Source organism: Lacisediminihabitans sp., from assembly GCF_036569425.1.
Taxonomy (GTDB): Bacteria; Actinomycetota; Actinomycetes; order Actinomycetales; family Microbacteriaceae; genus Lacisediminihabitans.
The window spans coordinates 37,796-55,024 of record NZ_DATCQQ010000019.1 but is presented as its reverse complement, the minus strand read 5'-3'; the positions used below and the strand labels follow the sequence as shown (position 1 = coordinate 55,024).

21 protein-coding genes are annotated in these 17,229 nt (G+C 70.8%); 14 read left to right on the top strand and 7 right to left on the bottom strand.

Annotation, left to right across the window (positions count from 1 at the left end):
- The first annotated feature begins 27 nt into the window (after positions 1–27).
- From VIM54_RS03135 to VIM54_RS03100, 8 genes are all read left to right on the top strand, one after another.
- Positions 28–1,173 carry an acyl-CoA dehydrogenase family protein gene (locus tag VIM54_RS03135; protein ID WP_331899094.1) on the top strand — a complete coding sequence of 382 codons (1,146 nt, stop codon included), beginning with the start codon at positions 28–30 and terminating at the stop codon, positions 1,171–1,173.
- 208 nt (positions 1,174–1,381) lie between these two features.
- Positions 1,382–2,032: an alpha/beta hydrolase gene (locus VIM54_RS03130; protein ID WP_331899092.1), complete on the top strand. Its 651-nt coding sequence runs from the start codon at positions 1,382–1,384 to the stop codon at positions 2,030–2,032.
- A 107-nt stretch (positions 2,033–2,139) separates the two neighbouring features.
- Complete coding sequence (locus VIM54_RS03125) at positions 2,140–2,379, top strand: hypothetical protein (RefSeq protein WP_331899091.1); 240 nt, start codon at positions 2,140–2,142, stop codon at positions 2,377–2,379.
- Between the two features lies 1 nt (position 2,380).
- Complete coding sequence (locus tag VIM54_RS03120; protein ID WP_331899089.1) at positions 2,381–3,310, top strand: FAD:protein FMN transferase; 930 nt, start codon at positions 2,381–2,383, stop codon at positions 3,308–3,310.
- Positions 3,307–3,864, top strand: coding sequence for a ferric reductase-like transmembrane domain-containing protein (locus VIM54_RS03115; protein WP_331899088.1), 558 nt, complete (start codon positions 3,307–3,309; stop codon positions 3,862–3,864). The genes VIM54_RS03120 and VIM54_RS03115 overlap by 4 nt, the downstream gene beginning before the upstream one ends.
- Entirely contained in the window at positions 3,861–5,114 is a 1,254-nt protein-coding gene (locus VIM54_RS03110; RefSeq protein WP_331899086.1) for an NADH-ubiquinone oxidoreductase-F iron-sulfur binding region domain-containing protein, read from the top strand. The genes VIM54_RS03115 and VIM54_RS03110 overlap by 4 nt, the downstream gene beginning before the upstream one ends.
- A complete protein-coding gene (locus tag VIM54_RS03105; protein WP_331899085.1) occupies positions 5,111–5,344 on the top strand; it encodes a ferredoxin in 234 nt (77 codons plus the stop codon). The genes VIM54_RS03110 and VIM54_RS03105 overlap by 4 nt, the downstream gene beginning before the upstream one ends.
- 268 nt (positions 5,345–5,612) lie before the next feature.
- The gene (locus VIM54_RS03100; RefSeq protein ID WP_331899084.1) at positions 5,613–6,491 is read left to right on the top strand and encodes a hypothetical protein; all 879 of its coding nucleotides are present in this window, start codon (positions 5,613–5,615) and stop codon (positions 6,489–6,491) included.
- Positions 6,492–6,506: 15 nt separating this feature from the next.
- Here VIM54_RS03100 and VIM54_RS03095 read toward each other — a convergent pair whose 3' ends face one another.
- Positions 6,507–7,304, bottom strand: coding sequence for an SDR family NAD(P)-dependent oxidoreductase (locus tag VIM54_RS03095; RefSeq protein ID WP_331899083.1), 798 nt, complete (start codon positions 7,302–7,304; stop codon positions 6,507–6,509).
- 47 nt (positions 7,305–7,351) lie between these two features.
- Between VIM54_RS03095 and VIM54_RS03090 the strand changes: the two genes are divergently transcribed.
- Both VIM54_RS03090 and VIM54_RS03085 read left to right on the top strand, forming a co-directional pair.
- A complete protein-coding gene (locus VIM54_RS03090) occupies positions 7,352–8,107 on the top strand; it encodes a dienelactone hydrolase family protein (protein WP_331899081.1) in 756 nt (251 codons plus the stop codon).
- Positions 8,108–8,111: 4 nt separating this feature from the next.
- Positions 8,112–8,351 carry a VOC family protein gene (locus VIM54_RS03085; RefSeq protein WP_331899108.1) on the top strand — a complete coding sequence of 80 codons (240 nt, stop codon included), beginning with the start codon at positions 8,112–8,114 and terminating at the stop codon, positions 8,349–8,351.
- Between the two features lie 117 nt (positions 8,352–8,468).
- On the opposite strand, the gene VIM54_RS03080 is transcribed toward VIM54_RS03085, so the two are convergent.
- Positions 8,469–9,653: a MarP family serine protease gene (locus VIM54_RS03080; RefSeq protein WP_331899079.1), complete on the bottom strand. Its 1,185-nt coding sequence runs from the start codon at positions 9,651–9,653 to the stop codon at positions 8,469–8,471.
- Positions 9,654–9,877: 224 nt separating this feature from the next.
- Between VIM54_RS03080 and VIM54_RS03075 the strand changes: the two genes are divergently transcribed.
- Entirely contained in the window at positions 9,878–11,152 is a 1,275-nt protein-coding gene (locus tag VIM54_RS03075; RefSeq protein ID WP_331899077.1) for a S1C family serine protease, read from the top strand.
- Positions 11,153–11,236: 84 nt separating this feature from the next.
- Here the strand turns inward: VIM54_RS03075 and VIM54_RS03070 are convergent, their stop codons facing one another.
- Entirely contained in the window at positions 11,237–11,941 is a 705-nt protein-coding gene (locus VIM54_RS03070) for an RNase H family protein (protein WP_331899075.1), read from the bottom strand.
- 122 nt (positions 11,942–12,063) lie between these two features.
- Here VIM54_RS03070 and VIM54_RS03065 point away from each other — a divergent pair, with 122 nt between their 5' ends.
- Together VIM54_RS03065 and VIM54_RS03060 are read left to right on the top strand one after the other, a co-directional pair.
- Positions 12,064–12,333, top strand: a complete 270-nt coding sequence (locus tag VIM54_RS03065) for a hypothetical protein (RefSeq protein WP_331899074.1) — start codon at positions 12,064–12,066, stop codon at positions 12,331–12,333.
- Between the two features lie 46 nt (positions 12,334–12,379).
- Positions 12,380–13,831: an NAD(P)/FAD-dependent oxidoreductase gene (locus VIM54_RS03060; RefSeq protein WP_331899072.1), complete on the top strand. Its 1,452-nt coding sequence runs from the start codon at positions 12,380–12,382 to the stop codon at positions 13,829–13,831.
- A gap of 17 nt (positions 13,832–13,848) precedes the next feature.
- Here the strand turns inward: VIM54_RS03060 and VIM54_RS03055 are convergent, their stop codons facing one another.
- The 4 genes from VIM54_RS03055 to VIM54_RS03040 form a co-directional block, all read right to left on the bottom strand.
- On the bottom strand, positions 13,849–14,430 hold the full coding sequence (locus tag VIM54_RS03055; RefSeq protein ID WP_331899070.1) for an HdeD family acid-resistance protein: 582 nt from the start codon (positions 14,428–14,430) through the stop codon (positions 13,849–13,851).
- A gap of 31 nt (positions 14,431–14,461) precedes the next feature.
- A complete protein-coding gene (locus tag VIM54_RS03050) occupies positions 14,462–14,914 on the bottom strand; it encodes a DUF805 domain-containing protein (protein ID WP_331899069.1) in 453 nt (150 codons plus the stop codon).
- Between the two features lie 239 nt (positions 14,915–15,153).
- Entirely contained in the window at positions 15,154–15,297 is a 144-nt protein-coding gene (locus tag VIM54_RS03045) for a hypothetical protein (RefSeq protein ID WP_331899067.1), read from the bottom strand.
- A gap of 182 nt (positions 15,298–15,479) precedes the next feature.
- Positions 15,480–16,250, bottom strand: a complete 771-nt coding sequence (locus VIM54_RS03040; RefSeq protein ID WP_331899065.1) for a lysophospholipid acyltransferase family protein — start codon at positions 16,248–16,250, stop codon at positions 15,480–15,482.
- A 135-nt stretch (positions 16,251–16,385) separates the two neighbouring features.
- On the opposite strand from VIM54_RS03040, the gene VIM54_RS03035 reads away from it, so the two are divergent.
- Positions 16,386–17,015: a hypothetical protein gene (locus VIM54_RS03035; RefSeq protein ID WP_331899063.1), complete on the top strand. Its 630-nt coding sequence runs from the start codon at positions 16,386–16,388 to the stop codon at positions 17,013–17,015.
- The last annotated feature ends 214 nt before the right edge of the window (positions 17,016–17,229 follow it).

The window sequence follows — 17,229 nt, the reverse complement described above, 5'->3', positions numbered from 1 at the left end:
ACGAGCGGGCGGTGCCATGCTTGAGCGGTGACGATTCTCGACGATGCCCTGCTCGCCCGCATCCACGACCGGGCGGCCGGCTACGACCGCGACAACCGGTTCTTCTCCGAAGACCTCGACGAGCTCAGGGCCGCCGGCTACCTCGCCGCCCTCGTGCCGGTGGAGCTCGGCGGCGCGGGCCTCACGCTCGTCGAACTCGCCCACGAGCAGGCGAGGCTCGCGAAGGCCGCGCCCGCGACGGCGCTCGCCGTGAACATGCACCTGGTCTGGACGGGCATCGCGACGATGCTGCGCGATCGGGGGGACGACTCGCTCGAGTTCGTGCTCACCGAGGCAGCGGCGGGCGAGCTGTTCGCGTTCGCGATCAGCGAGGCGGGCAACGACCTCGTGCTCTTCGGGAGCACGACGGATGCCCGGCCGCTTCCGGGCGGAGGCTACGCCTTCACCGGCACCAAGATCTTCACGAGCCTCTCGCCGGCCTGGACGAGGCTGGGGCTCTTCGGTCTCGACACCGTCTCGGCTGACGCGCCGAAGCTCGTGCATGCCTTCGTGACCCGCGATGCGGCGGGCATCACGATCCTCGACGACTGGGACACCATCGGCATGCGGGCGAGCCAGAGCAACAGCACCAGGCTCGACGGGGTCGTCGCGGCCGCCGACCGCATCGTGCGACGGCTTCCTCCCGGCCCGAATGCGGATCCGCTCATCTTCGCCATCTTCGCCAACTTCGAGATCCTCGTCTCCGCCGTGTACCTCGGCATCGGCGAGCGTGCCCTCGAACTCGCCGTCTCCGCCGCCCGGTCGCGCGTCTCCGCCCGCAGCGGAACGACGAAGGACCGTGACCCGGCCACCCGGTGGAAGATCGCGGATGCCGCGCTCGCGCAGGACGCGCTCTGGCCGCAACTGGAGTCCCTGGCGGAGGACATCGACGCGCTCGTCGACCGCGGCGACCAGTGGTTCCGTGCGCTCGTCGGGCTCAAGTGGCGGGCCACCCGCAACGCCCGCTACGTCGTGGACCAGGCCGTCTCCGTCGCCGGCGGCGCCGCATTCTCGACGTCGAGCGAGCTGGGGCGGCTGTACCGCGACGTGCTCGCCGGCGGCTTCCACCCCAGCAACGACGACTCCGTGCACTCAACCGTCGCGAATGCGATTCTCGGGCCGGAGATCGACTAGCCCCATGCGCCGCCGGGAGGGCTGGTAACCACAGCAGCCGCCCCGACGACGCCCCAGCCATGCGGGATTCGGCCTGCGTCGGCGGCTGTTCGCCACCCCCGGCGGCCGCCGACGCATCCCCGTGGCCACTGATGGTTCGGGGCCCCGGCCGAATCGGTTTGCCCGAGGGGCACGCGGATCGCCCGAAGGCTCCGCCTAGGCTGTAGTCATGTCGTCCAGTCTCGCCATCGACCCGTCCGCCGTCGTCTGGTCGGTCGCCGAGGCGGAACGAGCGGAGGCGCTTGCGTCCCGGCCGCTGCTGGTGCTCCTCCACGGCCGAGGGTCGCACGAGAACGACCTGTTCGCCCTCGCGCCGCTCCTTCCGCCTCGCGCGGTGATCGCCTCGGTTCGCGCTCCCCTCGCCCTCGGCGACGGGTTCACCTGGTTCCCGGTCGGTGAACCCGGCCTCCCGAGCCTGGTCGCGGCGGACGCTGCGGTCTCCGCGTTGCTCGAATGGCTCGACACCGTGCTCGCGACCGGCCCGGTCGGCGTGCTCGGCTTCTCGCAGGGCGGGGCCATGGCCTTGCACCTGGCGCGGCACGCCCCCGAGCGGTTCGCCGCCTCCGTGAACCTCGCCGGTTTCGTCGTCCAGGGCGAGGCCCCGGCCGACGAGCGGCTCCAGGCGCTGCGACCGCCCGTTTTCTGGGGGCGGGATGCCGCAGACCCGGTCATCCCTCAGTCGGCGGTCGAGCGCACCGCCGCCTGGCTTCCGGCCCACTCGACTCTCACGACCCGGGTCTATTCGGGCATCGGGCACTCCATCTCGCGCGAAGAGCTCGACGACGTGAACGAGTTCCTCGCCGCGAATCTCATGCTCTGAGACCCTCATGCTCTGAGTCGGCCCACAGGGCGCTCATAGGAAGCGCTTAGGCGCCGGCTCGACACTCTCCTTATCGCGAGAAACGTGATGGAGAAGGAGCGGGAGTCATGAACGTACGAGAACTGGGCAAGCGTCGCACGCGGGCGCTCACCGCGGCGCTGACCGTCGCCGGCGTGATCGGCACGGCGGCGGTCGGCGGAGTCGTCTGGTCCGCGGGAACGGCGACGACCGCTTCGACCGCGGGCAGCACGACTTCGAGCGGCACGACGTCGAGCGGCTCGACCTCGAGTTCGGCGGTCGGCTCGAGCTCGGCAGGCAGCAGCCAGGCCCAGACGACCGGCTCCTGACGTGCCGGGCGATGCGGCCGACTGGCCGGTATGGAGCACGACGGCCCGCGTGGTCGTCACGGAGGTGCACCAGCTCGAGCGCGCGGTGGAGATCACGAGGCTGGTGCTCGACCAGGTCGACGCGGCGTGCAGCCGCTTTCGCCCCGACTCGGAGCTCGCCCGGCTTTCCCCGGAGTTGCCGAACGGCGTCGAGGTGAGCGGGATGCTCGCGGCGCTCGTGCGCGAGGCCCTTCGCGCCGCCGAGCTCACCGACGGCGACGTCGACCCGACGCTCGGCAACGAGCTCGCCTCGCTCGGCTACGACCGCGACATCGCCCTCGTCACCGACCGCGCGTTCGGCACCACCGTCACTCGAGTGGCGATAGTGCCTGGCTGGCGCAGGGTCGTGCTCGACGGACGCCGTCTGACGGTGCCGCCGGACCTCGCCCTCGACCTCGGCGCGACGGCGAAGGCGTTCGCCGCCGATCTCGCGGCCGCCCGCATCGCCGCAGAGCTGCCCACCGGGGTGCTCGTGAGCCTCGGCGGCGACATCGCGACCGCCGGACCGTCCCCGGACGGCGGCTGGGTCGTGCTCGTGCAGGACCTGCCGGCTGACCCCCGCGCCACCGTCACGCTCGCTGCGGGATTCGCCCTGGCGACGTCGAGCACGCAGAAGCGCCAGTGGACCCGCTCAGGCGAACGGATGCACCACATCCTCGATCCGCGGCTCGGACGACCTGCAGAGCCGGTCTGGCGGAGCGCCACCGTCTCGGCGCGCAGCTGCGTCGAGGCCAACACGGTGAGCACGGCGTGCATCGTCCGCGGACACCGCGCGCTCGATCTGGTGCGGGACCGCGGCCTGCCCGCCCGTCTCGTGGACCGCGAGGCGCGCGTCGTCACGCTCGGCGGGTGGCCGGCCGAGGAGCCGGGCACCGAGGGGGTCGCGCCGTGAACGAGGCACTCTGGGCGCTCGGTCGCGGGACCGGCGTCGTCGCGCTGCTGCTCTTGACGGTGTCGGTCGTGCTCGGAATCGTGACCCGCTCCGGGCACCCGCTCCTCGGGTTGCCGCGATTCTCGGTGACCCTCGTGCACCGCAACGCCTCGCTGCTGGCGAGCGTCTTTCTCCTGATCCACATCGTCTCCCTCTTCTTCGACTCGTACGCCCAGCTCAGAGTGGTGGATTTCTTCGTACCGTTTCTGGGCGCCGCCAAGCCGTTCTGGCTCGGTCTCGGCACCGTTGCGCTGGACCTGCTGCTCGCCATCATCGTCACGAGCCTGCTGAGGCGCTGGATCGGCCGACGCGTCTTCCGCGTTGTGCACTGGTTCACCTACGCGCTGTGGCCCGTTGCCCTCGCGCACTCGATCGGCAACGGCACGGACGGAACGTCCGTCTGGTTTCTCGCCCTCGCGCTCGCGAGCGTCGTGCTCGTGGCGGTCGCGGTCGCCTGGCGGGTCTCGGCGAACTTCATCGAATTCGGGAACACGCGGAAGGGAGAGGCACGATGACCGGAACAGTGGGCGAAGTACGACCGCCACAGGGGGCAGGGAGGCTCTTTGCCGCGCCGGCTCCCGACCTGGCGAGCCACCTCGCCACCTTCGGTCCCGTGCCGAACGGGCGACCGGCGTCGCACCTCATCGACGAACTCCAGACGTCTGGGCTCCAGGGCCGGGGAGGCGCGGCGTTCCCGGCCTGGCGCAAGTTCGCTGCGGCCGGAAGCGGCCAGGACCCGCGGTCGCGTGCCGGTGCGGCGGTGGTCGTCGCGAACGGGGCGGAGGGCGAGCCGAGGAGCGCCAAGGATGCCACCCTTCTTCGAGCCGCCCCACACCTGGTGATCGACGGCCTTCTTCTCGCCGGTCGCACCATCGGGGCGCGGGAGCTCTACCTTGTGACGACGGCGGCCAGCCTGCCGTACGTCGCGCGGGCCATCGCGGAGCGGACCGATGCCGCGGCCATCCGGCTCCGCGAGGTGCCTGAGGCGTTCCTCTCCGGTGAGGCGTCGGCCGTGATCCGCTCCCTGGAGGGTGGACCGGCGCTGCCCCGGGACAAGACGCACCGTTTGAGCAGCTCGGGACTCGGCGGCCGGCCCACCCTGCTCAACAACGTGGAGACTCTCGCGCAGGTGGCGCTCATCGCGCGTTTCGGGGCGGAATGGTTCCGACGGCTCGGCACAGAAGACGAACCGGGCACGAGGCTCGTCACGGTGAGCGGAAGCGCCCTCGCGCCGACCGTGCGCGAGGTTGCGGGCGGCATGACGATCGCGGGCCTCGTGCGGGCGGCCGGCGGAAGCACAGACAATCTCGCCGCGGTGCTCGTCGGCGGCTACCACGGCGCGTGGCTGCCGGCCGAGCGCCTGGACACGCCGCTCGCCCGGCACGACCTCGCCCCGTTCGGCGCGACGCCCGGAGCGGGAATCCTCGTTCTGCTCGACTCGGGATCCTGCGGCCTCAGGGTATCGGCGGCCATCGCCGGCTATCTCGCCGCGCAGTCGGCTCGGCAGTGTGGCCCGTGCGCGAACGGGTTGCCGAGGATGGCCGAGGTGCTCGAGAAGCTCGCCGGCGGAAGCCGCGATACCGGGCTCCCCGCCGAGATCCGTCGGCTGGCCGCGCTCGTGAGCGGCCGGGGGAGCTGCCACCATCCGGACGGCACCACCCGAATCGTGCTGAGCGCCCTCACGGTCTTCTCTGGGGAGGTCAAGGCGCACCTGGCCGGCGGATGCCTCGCCGACAGGCGGGCGCGCGCCGGGGTGGCGGCATGAGCCGGGAGCGCGGCCCGGCGGCCACCCTGCACATCGACTGGACGCTGTGCGACGGTCGGGGGTTGTGCACCGAACTGCTGCCGGAGCGCCTGGCGCGGGACGAATGGGGCTACCCTCTCGCCCGCGACGGCTCGGGCGGCGACGTCCCACTCGCCGCGTCCCAGCTCGAGGCGGCCAAGGACGCCGTCGCGCTCTGCCCGAGGCTGGCCCTCACGCTCCGGAGGAACTGAGACCGGCGCTATCCCACTGCCCCACACAGACTCGGCCCCACACAGACGCTGCCCCCGCACAGACGCTGCCCCCACAGACTCATCGCCCGGTGCGGCACACTGTGCGGCTCTTCCGGGCGACGAGTTGATCTGGTTCCACCCTGCCCCTCGGGCGCCGGGATTGCAAGTGTTTTCCGCCCGCCCGCGCTATCCCGCGCGTGTCGCCACCCCGTTCTGGGGAGTTCGCGAACGCCGGGCTGTCGCTACCGTGGAGGAACACGCACAACCGTTGGGGGACGGAATCATCATCGTCGAGGACTCGCCCGTTGGCCCGCCGCAAGGCGCGGACACGGGTTCGGTCGACTCGGGAGTCCCGGTGTTCGCGGCGGTGCGTGAGGTGGTCCGGCGGCAGTCCGAGGCGACTCCGCGTTCCGCGTTCGCCCGGTTCTTCGGCGTCGACCCGGTGGCGAGGGCGTCGGCGCGCTGGTATCGGGCCGCCATCGCCGAACTGCGCATCGCGGAGGCGCTCGCCGGTCTCGGTGACGACTGGCTGGTGGTGAGTTCGGTGCCGATCTCGCGGGAGCGGCCGCGGCTCGAGTACCTCCTCGTTGGACCACCCGGCCTCATCGCGGTCAGCATGGCCTATCCGGTCGGCCAACGCGTGTGGGTGGGGGAGCGGACCTTCCTCGTCGAAGACCAGCTGCGCTCGACCATCCCGGACGCCGAGGCGGATGCCCGGCTCGTCGCCGAACTGGTCGGCGCGTCGGCCGGCACCCCGGCGCCGGTGACGCCGGCCATCGTCGTGGTCGAACCGGCCGACCTCGAGATTCGCGCCCACCCTCGGGCGGCGGAGGCCATCCACTCGAGCGACTTCTCGCGCTGGCTGCGCGACCTTCCGCGCCTGCTCGCGCCATCGTCGGTGCGACTCTTCGCCGCCGCGGCGGCCGACCCGGCCACCTGGCCGCTCGGCGTCGAGCCGCCGACGGCGTTGCCGTCGCTGCTCGGCGAGTTCGAGACGCTGCGTCGGGCGGTCGTCAGGGCACGGCGTCGACGGCTGTCCTGGGTCGTGGTCGGGATCGCGCTCAGCTACGGACTGCTGTTCGTGCGTTTCGGCGGCCTCTCCGCGTTCGGCGTGCATCTCGCGTTCCCGGCGGACTTCCCGCTCTGAGAGGCGGATCCGACCCTACAGCTCCCGCAGTTCCCCCTTGGCGGCGAGTCGCTTCGGCAGGAGGCGTGCGAGAGCCACGACCAGCTTGTACCGCAGGGTGGGGATCGACACGGCCCTCCCGCGACGAACATCGGCGAGGGCCAGCCGCACGACCTGTTCGGCGTCAAGCCAGAGGAACCGCGGCACGGACGCGCCGCTCACCCTCATTCGCTCGTGGAACTCGGTGTGCACCAGGCCGGGGGCGACCGCGGTCACCGAGACGCCGCGCGAACGGTAGGCGATGTTCGCCCAGCGGCTGAAGCTCAGCAGCCATGCCTTGGCGGCGCCGTAGCTGCCCCGCGGGGCGTAGCCGGCCACGCTCGCGATGTTGACGATGGTGCCGGCGCCGTGCGGCAGCATCTGGGCGAGCGCCGCGTGGCTCAGCCGCATCGGCGCCGTGACGAGCACGTCGAGCAGACGCTGCTCGTCGTCGACGTCGCTCTCGTCGAAAGGCCTGCGCAGGCCGAACCCGGCATTGTTGACCAGCAGCGTGATGGGCCCGGCCGAATCGTCGGCCGGTTCGGCGACCGCCGCCCGCGCCTCGACCCTCGCCAGGGCGTCCGCCTGCCCGAGGTCGGCGACCAGCACCTCCACGCGCACGCCGAACTCGAGCCTCAGCTCGGCGGCCCTCTGATCGAGCCGCGCCTCGTTCCGGGCGACGAGCACGAGGTCATGGCCGTCGGCGGCGAGCTGCCGCGCGAATTCGGCGCCGATACCGGCCGTGGCGCCGGTGATGAGTGCTATCGGACGGCGCGCGGTGGGCTTCCCGTTCATCGGCCCACCGTATCCCAGGCCAGGCGGGGTCGTGACAGACTCGGACGATGACCGAAACGATCTCGCTCGACGGCGGAGCGTTCGAGGCCTATCTCGCCCGCCCCACCCTCGCCCCGGGCGGAAGGCCGACGGGCGCGATTGTGCTGATCCACGAGATCTGGGGCCTCGTCGGCCACATCACCGGGATCGCGGACCGCCTCGCCGCGGAGGGCTACCTCGTGATCGCCCCCGACATCCTCAGCCGGGTCGGCGTCCGTCCGCAGATCGGGCTCGAGCTCAATTCCATCATGACGAGTCCGGATGAGCGGGTGCGCACCGAGGGCCAGCCGCGGCTTCGCGACGCCTTCGCCCCGCTGCGCGCACCGGAATATGCCGAGTGGGCGATCGCCGCCCTCATCGACTGCGTCGACTTTCTCGCCGAACAGCCGGGGATCAACGGTCGCATCGGAGTCATGGGCTTCTGTTTCGGCGGCAGCTACAGCTTCGCCCTCGCGGCCGCCGACGCCCGCATCCGCGTGGCGGTGCCGTTCTACGGTTCGCCGCCCGACCTCTCGGTTGTGCCGAGGATCACGGGCACGGTGCGGGCCTTCTACGGGGAGAACGACCCGTCCCTGATGGAGTCGCTGCCCGAGGTGACCTCGGCGATGCAGTCGGCGGGCGTCGACTTCTCCTCCACGGTCTACGAGGGGGCCGGGCACGCCTTCTTCAACGACACCAACCCGCTCGCGTACCGCGAAGAGGCCGCGGCCGACGCGTGGACCAGCGTGCTCGCGATCCTCGACGAGAACCTCGCCGCGGACTAGAGCACTGCGCTCGGCCCAGGCTGTCGGGCCGTACCTGGAGTTCCTTCGCACTCCCGACCTGAAGACCGTGCGGACCCGTGTCCATCTCGACCTGAGGCCATACCCCGGTGACGACCAGGCGGCAGAGGCAGCCCGGTTGCGGGCTCTGGGCGCCACCGACGCCGACATCGGCCAGGGCGATGTGTCATGGAGGGTCCTCACCGACACGGAAGGCAACGAGTTCTGCGTCCTCACCCCGGGCTGACGCAGAGGATGTAGGCCCCGCGGGCGTCATCGTCGCTCTGGCCGAACAGATCGGCTGATCCACCGGACAGGCCCAGTGGCCGAGGCCGGAGCCCTGTTCCTGGCCCGAACGCGGAACTCAGCCGCGAGTGCAGTGCCCGGATGAGACGGCCGAGACGAGCGACGGCGCCTTCGCCACGACGGGTGTCAGGTCGCCCGTGGTCATGGCGAATCCGAGGCGATCGGTCGTCGCCGATTTCGCGAAGATGACGCCGGCGACCCGTCCGCCCGCGTCGATCACCGGCCCGCCGGAGTTGCCCTCCTGCACGTTGGCAGAGAGGTAGTACACCTCGCGCGGCGCGGGGTTCGACCCGTAGATGTCCGGCACCTGCACGGTGTTGACGCCTCGCACGGCGGCGGGCGCCGAGCTGAACGGCCCGCCGAGTGGATAGCCGTCGAACACCGCGGTGTCGCCCTGGCCGAGGTTCGCACCGAGCGGCAGCACCTTGGTGGTGAGCCCGTCGACCGCTATCACCGCGATGTCGTGCACCCCGTCGAAGAAGACGACGCGACCGGTGTACGACCCGCCGGACGGCGTTTGCACCACCGGCTCGGTCACCCCCGCCACGACGTGGGCGTTGGTGATGATGCGTCCCTTGGCGGCGACGTAACCGCTGCCGGACTGGTTCTGGCCGCACTGGTAGGCGTTGCCGACGATCTTCACCACCGACGCCGCCGCGGCCTGCTGCGCGGCGGTCCCGGCACCGACGGCCGGCACCGGGAGGTTCGAGTTGGAGCCGATGGCCTCGAACAGCCGGGGCAAGCCATCCTGGGCGACGAGCCCGCGCACCTGGGCCTCGAGGGCCTTCACCGGGTCCGGGGTCACCCGGTCGATCGTCTGCACGACCGCCGAGGAGGAGATCGCACTCGACACGAACGGCACGCCGAGGGAGCCGATGCCGAAGGCGAGCATCGACGTGACGACCGCCGCCACGACGAGGGTGACGCCGGCCCCGAAGACCCGGTCCAGCATGCGCAGTGGCGTCCTGTCCACGCCCCGGCGCAGGACCCTGCCGATCACGGTCCCGGCGGCCTGACCGAGGCCGATAAGAACGACGACGGCGAGCAGGATGAGCGGCAGACGCCACTGGGAGGAGGTGACCCACGAGGCGATGAGCGGAATCGCGAAGAAGCCCACGACGGCCCCGGCGATGAAGCCGGCGATTCCCGTGATGCTCAGCACGAAGCCGGCGCGGAAGCCGTGCACGGTGTATGCGACGAGCAGCAGTCCGAGAATCACGTCGAGCACGAGGGAGCCGGTCATGCGTGTTCCTCCGGGATCGAGAGTGGTGCCGTCGTTCGCGGCCATCCACAGTTTCGCACGGCAGGATGACGACTCCCTGCCGGTGCACCGAGTGCTGTCCCGCTCGGCGCGGCCCTTCCCAGCGGATTCATACCCTTCGCACGACCGGCTCCGATCCGGGCCATAGGGCACGCCGAGCGCGCGGGAGGAGTGTCCTACCAGAAGGCACACCGAGAAGGGCGCGAATGATGGACATCTTCGACACAGGCCAGACGAATACGGGCCAGGCGGCCGGCATCCCACCGGCCGGCATCCCACCGATCGGCATCCCACCGGCCGTCATCCCACCGATCTACCCACCGCCGACCGAGGGCACGCCGCCGCGCCGCCACCGCGGGCTGATCGTCGGGGCGGTGGCCGCGACGATTCTGCTCGCCGTGGGAGGAGGGGGAGTCGCCATCGTGGCCGCCGTCTCTTCCTCGACGGCGAAGTCAGCGAGCACCTCGGCCGGCCGGGCCGTCCTTCCCGACCAGCGCGTCGTTCCCGGCGACGGGCGTCAGGGATCGGATGTCGGCGGAACGACACAACGGGCGAGCGTTACGACCGGCGCTGTGACGGCCACCGCGGCCGAGAAGGTCGGCGTCGTGACGATCGTCGCCGTGCTCGACTTCGACCAGAACAGTCAGGCCGCCGGCACCGGCACCATCATGACCTCGAGTGGACTCATCCTCACCAACAACCACGTCATTGCGGGCGCCACGAGCATCGAGGTCACCGTCGAGTCGACCGGCGTCTCCTACCGGGCCGCGGTCGTCGGCACGGACGCGACCGACGACATCGCCGTGCTGAAGCTCGCCGGAGCGTCCGGGCTGCAGACGGCGACCTACGACGCCGGCCAGTCGGTCTCGGACGGAGACGCCATCTCCTCGGTCGGAAACGCCGAGGGCACGGGCAACCTCGTCACCGCCACCGGCACCGTGGCGGCGACCGGACAGTCGATCACCGTGCAGGACGAATCGGCCGACTCGTCGGAGAGCCTCACCAACCTGATCGAGGTGGACTCGGATGTCGTCTCCGGCGACTCGGGCGGCCCACTGCTCGACGCCCAGGGCGAGGTCATCGGTGTCGTTACCGCGGCATCCTCCGGCAGCCGGTCTGTCGTCGGCTACGCGATCCCCATCTCCTCGGCGCTCGGCATCGCACGCCAGATCGAGTCCGGCCGGGCCAGCGCGACCGTCACGATCGGCTACCCGGCGTTCCTCGGGGTGCAGCTCGCGCAGGGCTCGGTCACCGGGGCCACGGTCGGTGGCGTGCTCTCCGGAACGCCGGCTGCCACGCTCGGCCTCGTGGCGGGCGACACCATCACGGCCCTCGGTTCGACGCCGGTCGCCTCCGCATCGGATCTCAGTGCGGCGATCGCCGCCCATTCCCCGGGAGCCACCGTATCGATCGCCTGGACGGATGCCGCTGGGGCGAGCCACACCGCGAGCGTCACGCTCGCCGACGGCCCCGCCCTCTGACCACGCTGGCCCGCCCCTTGACTCACGCCGGCCCACGCCGGCGTCCGGGCGGCCTCCTGCCGAGGTCGCCCGAACGGCGTCCGGTCAGATGAGGCTCTTGATCGCCTGCTCCAGGGTCAGGCCGCGCGACGACGCCCTCGCCTCGAGCCGGCTGACCTCGTCGGGGCTCAGGCGAAGGATGAGAGTCGTGTCGTCGGCCTCGTCGGCCTCGGCGGGCTCGTCGAAGGCGAAGGCGAAGAGGGCCGGCGCGGGGAGGGCCGGTTCGGCGGTCGCCCGCCCGCCCGGGGTCCACGCCACGTCCTGGGCGCGGGCCGCGACGGCATCCCCGTCGCGCACCCACCCCGGTCCGCTCGGAATGGACCGGCCGCGCTGGAAGGCCTCGGACACCGCCCGCGCGCGGGAATCCGCCGCCTCGTTGAGCGGATGGTTGTCGTGCCCCTTCACCCATTCGAAGAGGTAGCGGCGGCCGACGAGCGCCTCGTCGATCTCCTTGAGCAGTTCGACGTTCATCACCGGCTTGCCGTCGGCCTTGCGCCAGCCCTTCTTCTTCCAGCCCGGCATCCACTTGGTGATGCAGTTGATCACGTACTGGCTGTCGCAGAGCACGAGAAGGTCGTCGTCGAGGTGCGCGGTCGCCCGGAACAGCTGGAGTGCGGCCATCAGCTCGGCCTGGTTGTTGGTGGCGTGCTTCCAGCCTCCTGCCGCCCAGCAGTCGTCGTCGACGTACCACGCCCAGCCGGCCGGCCCGGGGTTGCCTAGCGCCGAACCGTCTGCTGCTGCTCGAATCACGTGCTGCCTTTCGTTGCGGATACCGATTCAAGTGTGTACCAGCAATCCGCCTCCGCGCGACAGCAGTCGGCGGCCGCCTGGCGTTTCGGGCAGCCACGTTCTTCAGTGCCGAGCCGAGTGCCATGCTCGGCATCCTGGTCTTGCCGATGAGCCCCGTCTCCACCTACTTCGCGAGCGACCCCGGGCGCATCCGGGCGAGCCTCGCCGAAGCGGCGCCCTCCGGCTTCGACGTGCTGTTCGGCGACTACCTGCTGATGTACAGCGCCCTGCAGGGCCCGGCCGAGGCTGCGTCGGCCCTCGAGCAGAGCGCGAGCCTCAACGAGGACCGCATCGACGACGGAGACAGCCGCTCCTACCTGCTCGCCTGGATCATGTCGCGGCTGACGCGTTAGCGGCGCGCCCCTCGCGTGTCGCGGCCGTCGGGGGCAGGGTGGAGGCATGGACGCCGTCGACGCGATAGTGGTGGGCTCCGGGCCGAACGGGATGGCCGCGGCGGTGACGCTCGCGCGGGCCGGACTCTCGGTGCGGGTCTACGAGCGCGGCCCGACCATCGGAGGCGGTGCGCGGACGAGCGACTTGACGCTGCCCGGGTTCCACCATGACGTGTGCTCTGCCGTGCATCCGCTGGCCCTGGCCTCCGGATTCTTCCATCGGTTCGAACTGCGGGAACGGATCCGACTGGTCGTTCCGGAGATCTCCTACGCCCATCCGCTCGCCGACGGTCGAGCGGGCATCGCCTGGCGCGACCTCGACCGCACGGCGGATGGACTCGGGCGTGACGGCCCGGCGTGGAGGCGACTCTTCGGGCCCCTCGTGCGGCGCGCGAACGACGTGGCGCAGTTCAGCGGCTCGCCGGTGCTGCAGGTTCCCCGGCATCCGCTCACCGTCGCGCGGCTCGGACTCCGCGTGCTGGAGCAGGGCGGCCGCGGTTGGAATTCCCGCTTTCTGGATGACGTGGCGCCCGCCATGCTCACGGGCGTCTTCGCGCACGCCGTTCGGCCGATGCCGAGCCTCGCGACGGCGGCCGCCGGGCTCGTTCTCGGCACGACGGCCCACGCGCAGGGCTGGCCCATCCCGATCGGGGGCAGCCAGTCGATCATCGACGCGATGGCGGCCGACCTGGTCGCCCACGGCGGGCAGATCGTCACCGGCACCGAGATCGCACGCCTCGGGGATCTCCCGCCGGCACGGGTGGTGCTCTTCGACACGAGCGCGAGGGCTCTGGCGACCATCGCGGGGGAGCGGCTGCCCGAACGCTACCGGCGCGCGCTCGACCGCTATCGATATGGAAACGCGGTCGCCAAAGTCGACTTCGCCCTCTCCGGCCCCGTGCCGTGGCGCCATCCGGATCTCGCGGGCGCCGGCACTCTCCATCTCGGGGGGTCGAGGCAGGACATCGCCCGCTCGGAGGGCGAGGTCGCTGCCGGCCGCCACCCCGGCAATCCGTACGTGCTCGTCTCCCAGCCGACCCCGTTCGACGAGTCGCGGGCGCCGGCCGGCTCGCACGTGCTGTGGGCGTACACGCACGTGCCCCGTGGCTCCGCCGTGGACCGCACCGAGGCGATCACGGCCGCGATCGAGAGCCATGCCCCGGGGTTCCGGGATGTCGTGCTCGCGAGCGCGAGCAGCACCGCCGTGCAGGTGGAGGCCTACGACCCCAATTACGTGGGGGGAGACATTGCGAGCGGGGATGTGACCATCGCCCAGCTCGTGGCGCGTCCGGTGTTCTCGGCCACGCCGTGGCGCACCCCGGCGAGGGGAATCTATCTCTGTTCGTCATCCACCTCCCCGGGCCCCGGCGTGCACGGGCTCGCGGGCTACTACGCGGCGCTGACCGCCCTCCGGGACGAATTCGGCGCAACGTCGGCTCCCGCGCTGGCGAGGGACTGAGGCGGGAACCCGCGGCCCTAGGCGGTTGCCGACTCCCGCGCGCGCGGCAGGGTGAACAGGGTCGAGATGCTCACGATGATCAGCAGGATCGAGGCGATCGCCACGAACGCGCTGATCGCGAGGGCGGGCAGCACGAACATGATGATGCCGGCGATGATGGAGAGAATGCCGCTCAGCCAACCGAGCCACCGGGGATTGCCGGTGCCGCGCACCGCGCCGATGATGTCGACGGCGCCCTCCGCGATCCAGCCGACGCCGATCACGAAGGCGAGCACGATGAGGGAGCGGAAGGGATTGGCCAGGCAGATGACACCGGCGGCGACCACCAGGAGGCCCACGATGCCGGTGAACCAGCGCAGCCCGGTGCTCAACTGATCGGCCACGAAGGCCACCGTGATGCGGAAGATACCCGACGCGATCAGATAGATGCCGAAGAGGATGGCCACGGTGAACAGCGTCGCCTGGGGCCAGACCAGGCCGATTATTCCGAGGATGAGTCCGATCACGGCGACGGCCACAAGCTCGCCACGATGGATCTTGATCATGCCGACGGGGTAGCCGGCGAACGGGTCCGTCGGATTGTTCACCGAATTGGTCATTGCGTTCTCCTGTTCCGTGGTTACCCGGTTGTCATGCCGGTCGGTGCTGGTCAGTGCCGGTCGGTGCTGCCCGGTGCTGCCCGGTGCTGCCCGGTGCCGGTCGGGCCGAGGCGTCGGCCGGCGCGCTCGGCTGGGGCGTTACCACGATGTCGGTGCGGCTCGGGTCGCACAGGTGCACGACGAGCACGATGAGGCCGACGATCGGTAGCAGGATCCAGAATAGGTCTGCCCAGCCGTGGCCCGCATCCCTCAGCCTCCGCACCGTCACCGCGAGGCTCGGCAGGAAAGTGATGATTCCGAAGACTCCCGACATGCTCGCCCCGAGGTAGAGGGTGCCCTGGGGCGTGAACACGTTGAAGGCGTTCAGGGCGGCGTGGCCGATTGCGCTGAAGAGCACGAACCACCAGAACTCGGACCGCGAGGCTCGACCGGTGAACTCCGCGTACTTGCGAAAGACCGTTTGAACGGACTGGGTGAATGTCACGGTGTTCCTCCCTGGTGATGCGCGTTCGCTGTAGGCCCATCACACCGTTGACCCTCTGCGGGGTGAAGGGCCCAAGGTCCCGAATCCCCTCGGAGGCCGGCGGGCGGGCGTGCCGCGGCCCCTGGTGTGGGTTGGTTACACCAGGGGCCGCGTTTTGTGCCCGCCTGGCCGGATGTCGGTTGGGGCTACCACGATCTTCTCGGGTAGCAAAGGGTGGTGGCCCCAACCGCAGCCGAGCCTTATCCAGTCGGCGGGAACGACCAGGGGTCGAGGGGCAGGCTCGACGGCGCGCGCGTCGACGCGGACGACCGGGTGCTCTCCCCGCCGGGACGCTCGAGAGACGCTGAGCGAGACCCCGGTGTGAGGTAGTGGAGCGGCGTCATGACTACATCCTCTATTCAGGTTCGCAGTCAGGCGCCCCGTGCGATGATCTGGACACGTCGACTAACTGACACGGTAGTCCTCGGGCTCTCCGCGCAACAGTGCAAAAGTCCACTTTTCTGAGCCGATTCGATGGAACAAAGACACGCTGGTGCATCGGGAGCGCTCCCAGCAGCGGATGCCGTCAGCGCGGAGCGCCCCCGCCGCGTTTCCTGTCCCGTTCCGCGTCGGCCCGAGCGGCCTCCTGGGGGCTCGGGGCGGTGCCCCCGAGCGCCAGCGGCTGCCACCAGGCGCCGGCGCCGTCCACCGGGTACTCGGCCTGGAGGCGGTCGACGAGGCCCTGCATCGTCTGCCTCAGGCGCTCGGTCACCGCGCGCACGTCATCCGTTGCGTCGACCACGATCGGGCTACCCACGGCGCAGCTCACCGTAACGCCGAACCGGTCGCGCAGGCGGATCCGGCGATTCTTGGTGAGGAGCCGCTGCCCTCCCCAGACCGCGACCGGAATGACGGGCACGCCCGCCTCCGCCGCCAACCGCGCGGCTCCCGTCTTGAGCTCGCGGACCGTGAAGGAGGCACTCACACCGGCCTCGGGGAACACGCCGATGAGCTCCCCGTCGCGCAGGGCGGCCACGGCGCTCGCGTACGCGTCCGCGCCGGCCGACATGTCCACCGCGATGTGGTGCATCCCGCGCATCACGAATCCCAGGACTGGCCGCTCGAAGACGCTCTTCTTGGTGAGGAAGCGGATGCGGCGGCGGTTGTGCAGCCAGGTCACCCATTCGATGAGGGCGAATTCCAGGTAGCCGAAGTGCGTCATCGCAAGCACGGCACCTCCCGTTGCCGGAAGGTTGTCGAGGCCGGACTCGATTCGCCTCACGTGCAGCACCCTGAAGAGGGCGGTGCCGGCCACAATGGCTGTGCGATAGATGGGCTCGGCGCGTCGGGGGTTCACCCCGCCAACGGTATTCTCGGAGTCTGCACGCGCACCGAAGAGCCGAACAGCCCTCCTTTGGGGGCTTCCCCGGTGGGTGACGCTCGCTTAGGTTCGGGACAGGCCATTCTGGACAGGCCACTTGAGGGGGAGCGCATGACGAGTGTCACCTCGCGTGAAGGCGCAGAGTCGACAGTGGGCGCCTCACCGTCCGATCGTGGCTCACAACTCCTACGCGACGTGCTTCCCGCGTCGTGGGGACTCCTCCGCGGCACATCTGCTCGGCCCCGCGGCTGGCGCCGTCGTCCTCCCGTCGAGGTCGAGGTCGCTGCCCTTCTCGCCCAGCTCGGTGACGGCTGGACCATCCTGCGCGCATGGGACGCGCTCGCCGAGCTCGGCGCGGATTTCGTGGTCGTCGGCCCTCCCGGCGTCTTCACCATCACTGCAGCGCGCCCGACCGGCGGCAACGTGTGGGTGGACGAGAGGGTCCTGTGGATCAACGGGCGCCCGACCGATCACGTTCGAGTCGCGCGCCGGTGCGCGGACCGCGCGGAGACCATCATGTCCGACCTCGCCGGTGTCCCGGTCGCGGTGACGCCGGTCGTCGCCCTGCTCGACCCCGTCGACCTGAGATTCGGTGGCGACGCTGCACGACGAGTCCGGGTGTTGCCGGCCGACATCCTCGTTCGCTCGCTCGTCGAAAGCACGGTCGTGCATTCGACTCAGGCGGTCGACTACCTCTCGACGGTCGCCGAAGAGTGCTCAACCTGGAACGCCCTGCGCTGACTCACTGGGGCTGACTCACTGGGGTTGACGTGATCGCCCTCAATCGATCGCCCTCAATCGATCGCTGCGTGCTGGGGTCGTCCCCGGCACGCACTGCCCGGCACCGCCGCGAGCGTGCACGGTCGGCGGCCGGCCGCACCCGTTCTGGGGCTGCCGCCGTCTCGCGACGACGCCTATGGTCGATGTATCGGAGCTTGGGGGAGCGATGACAGAC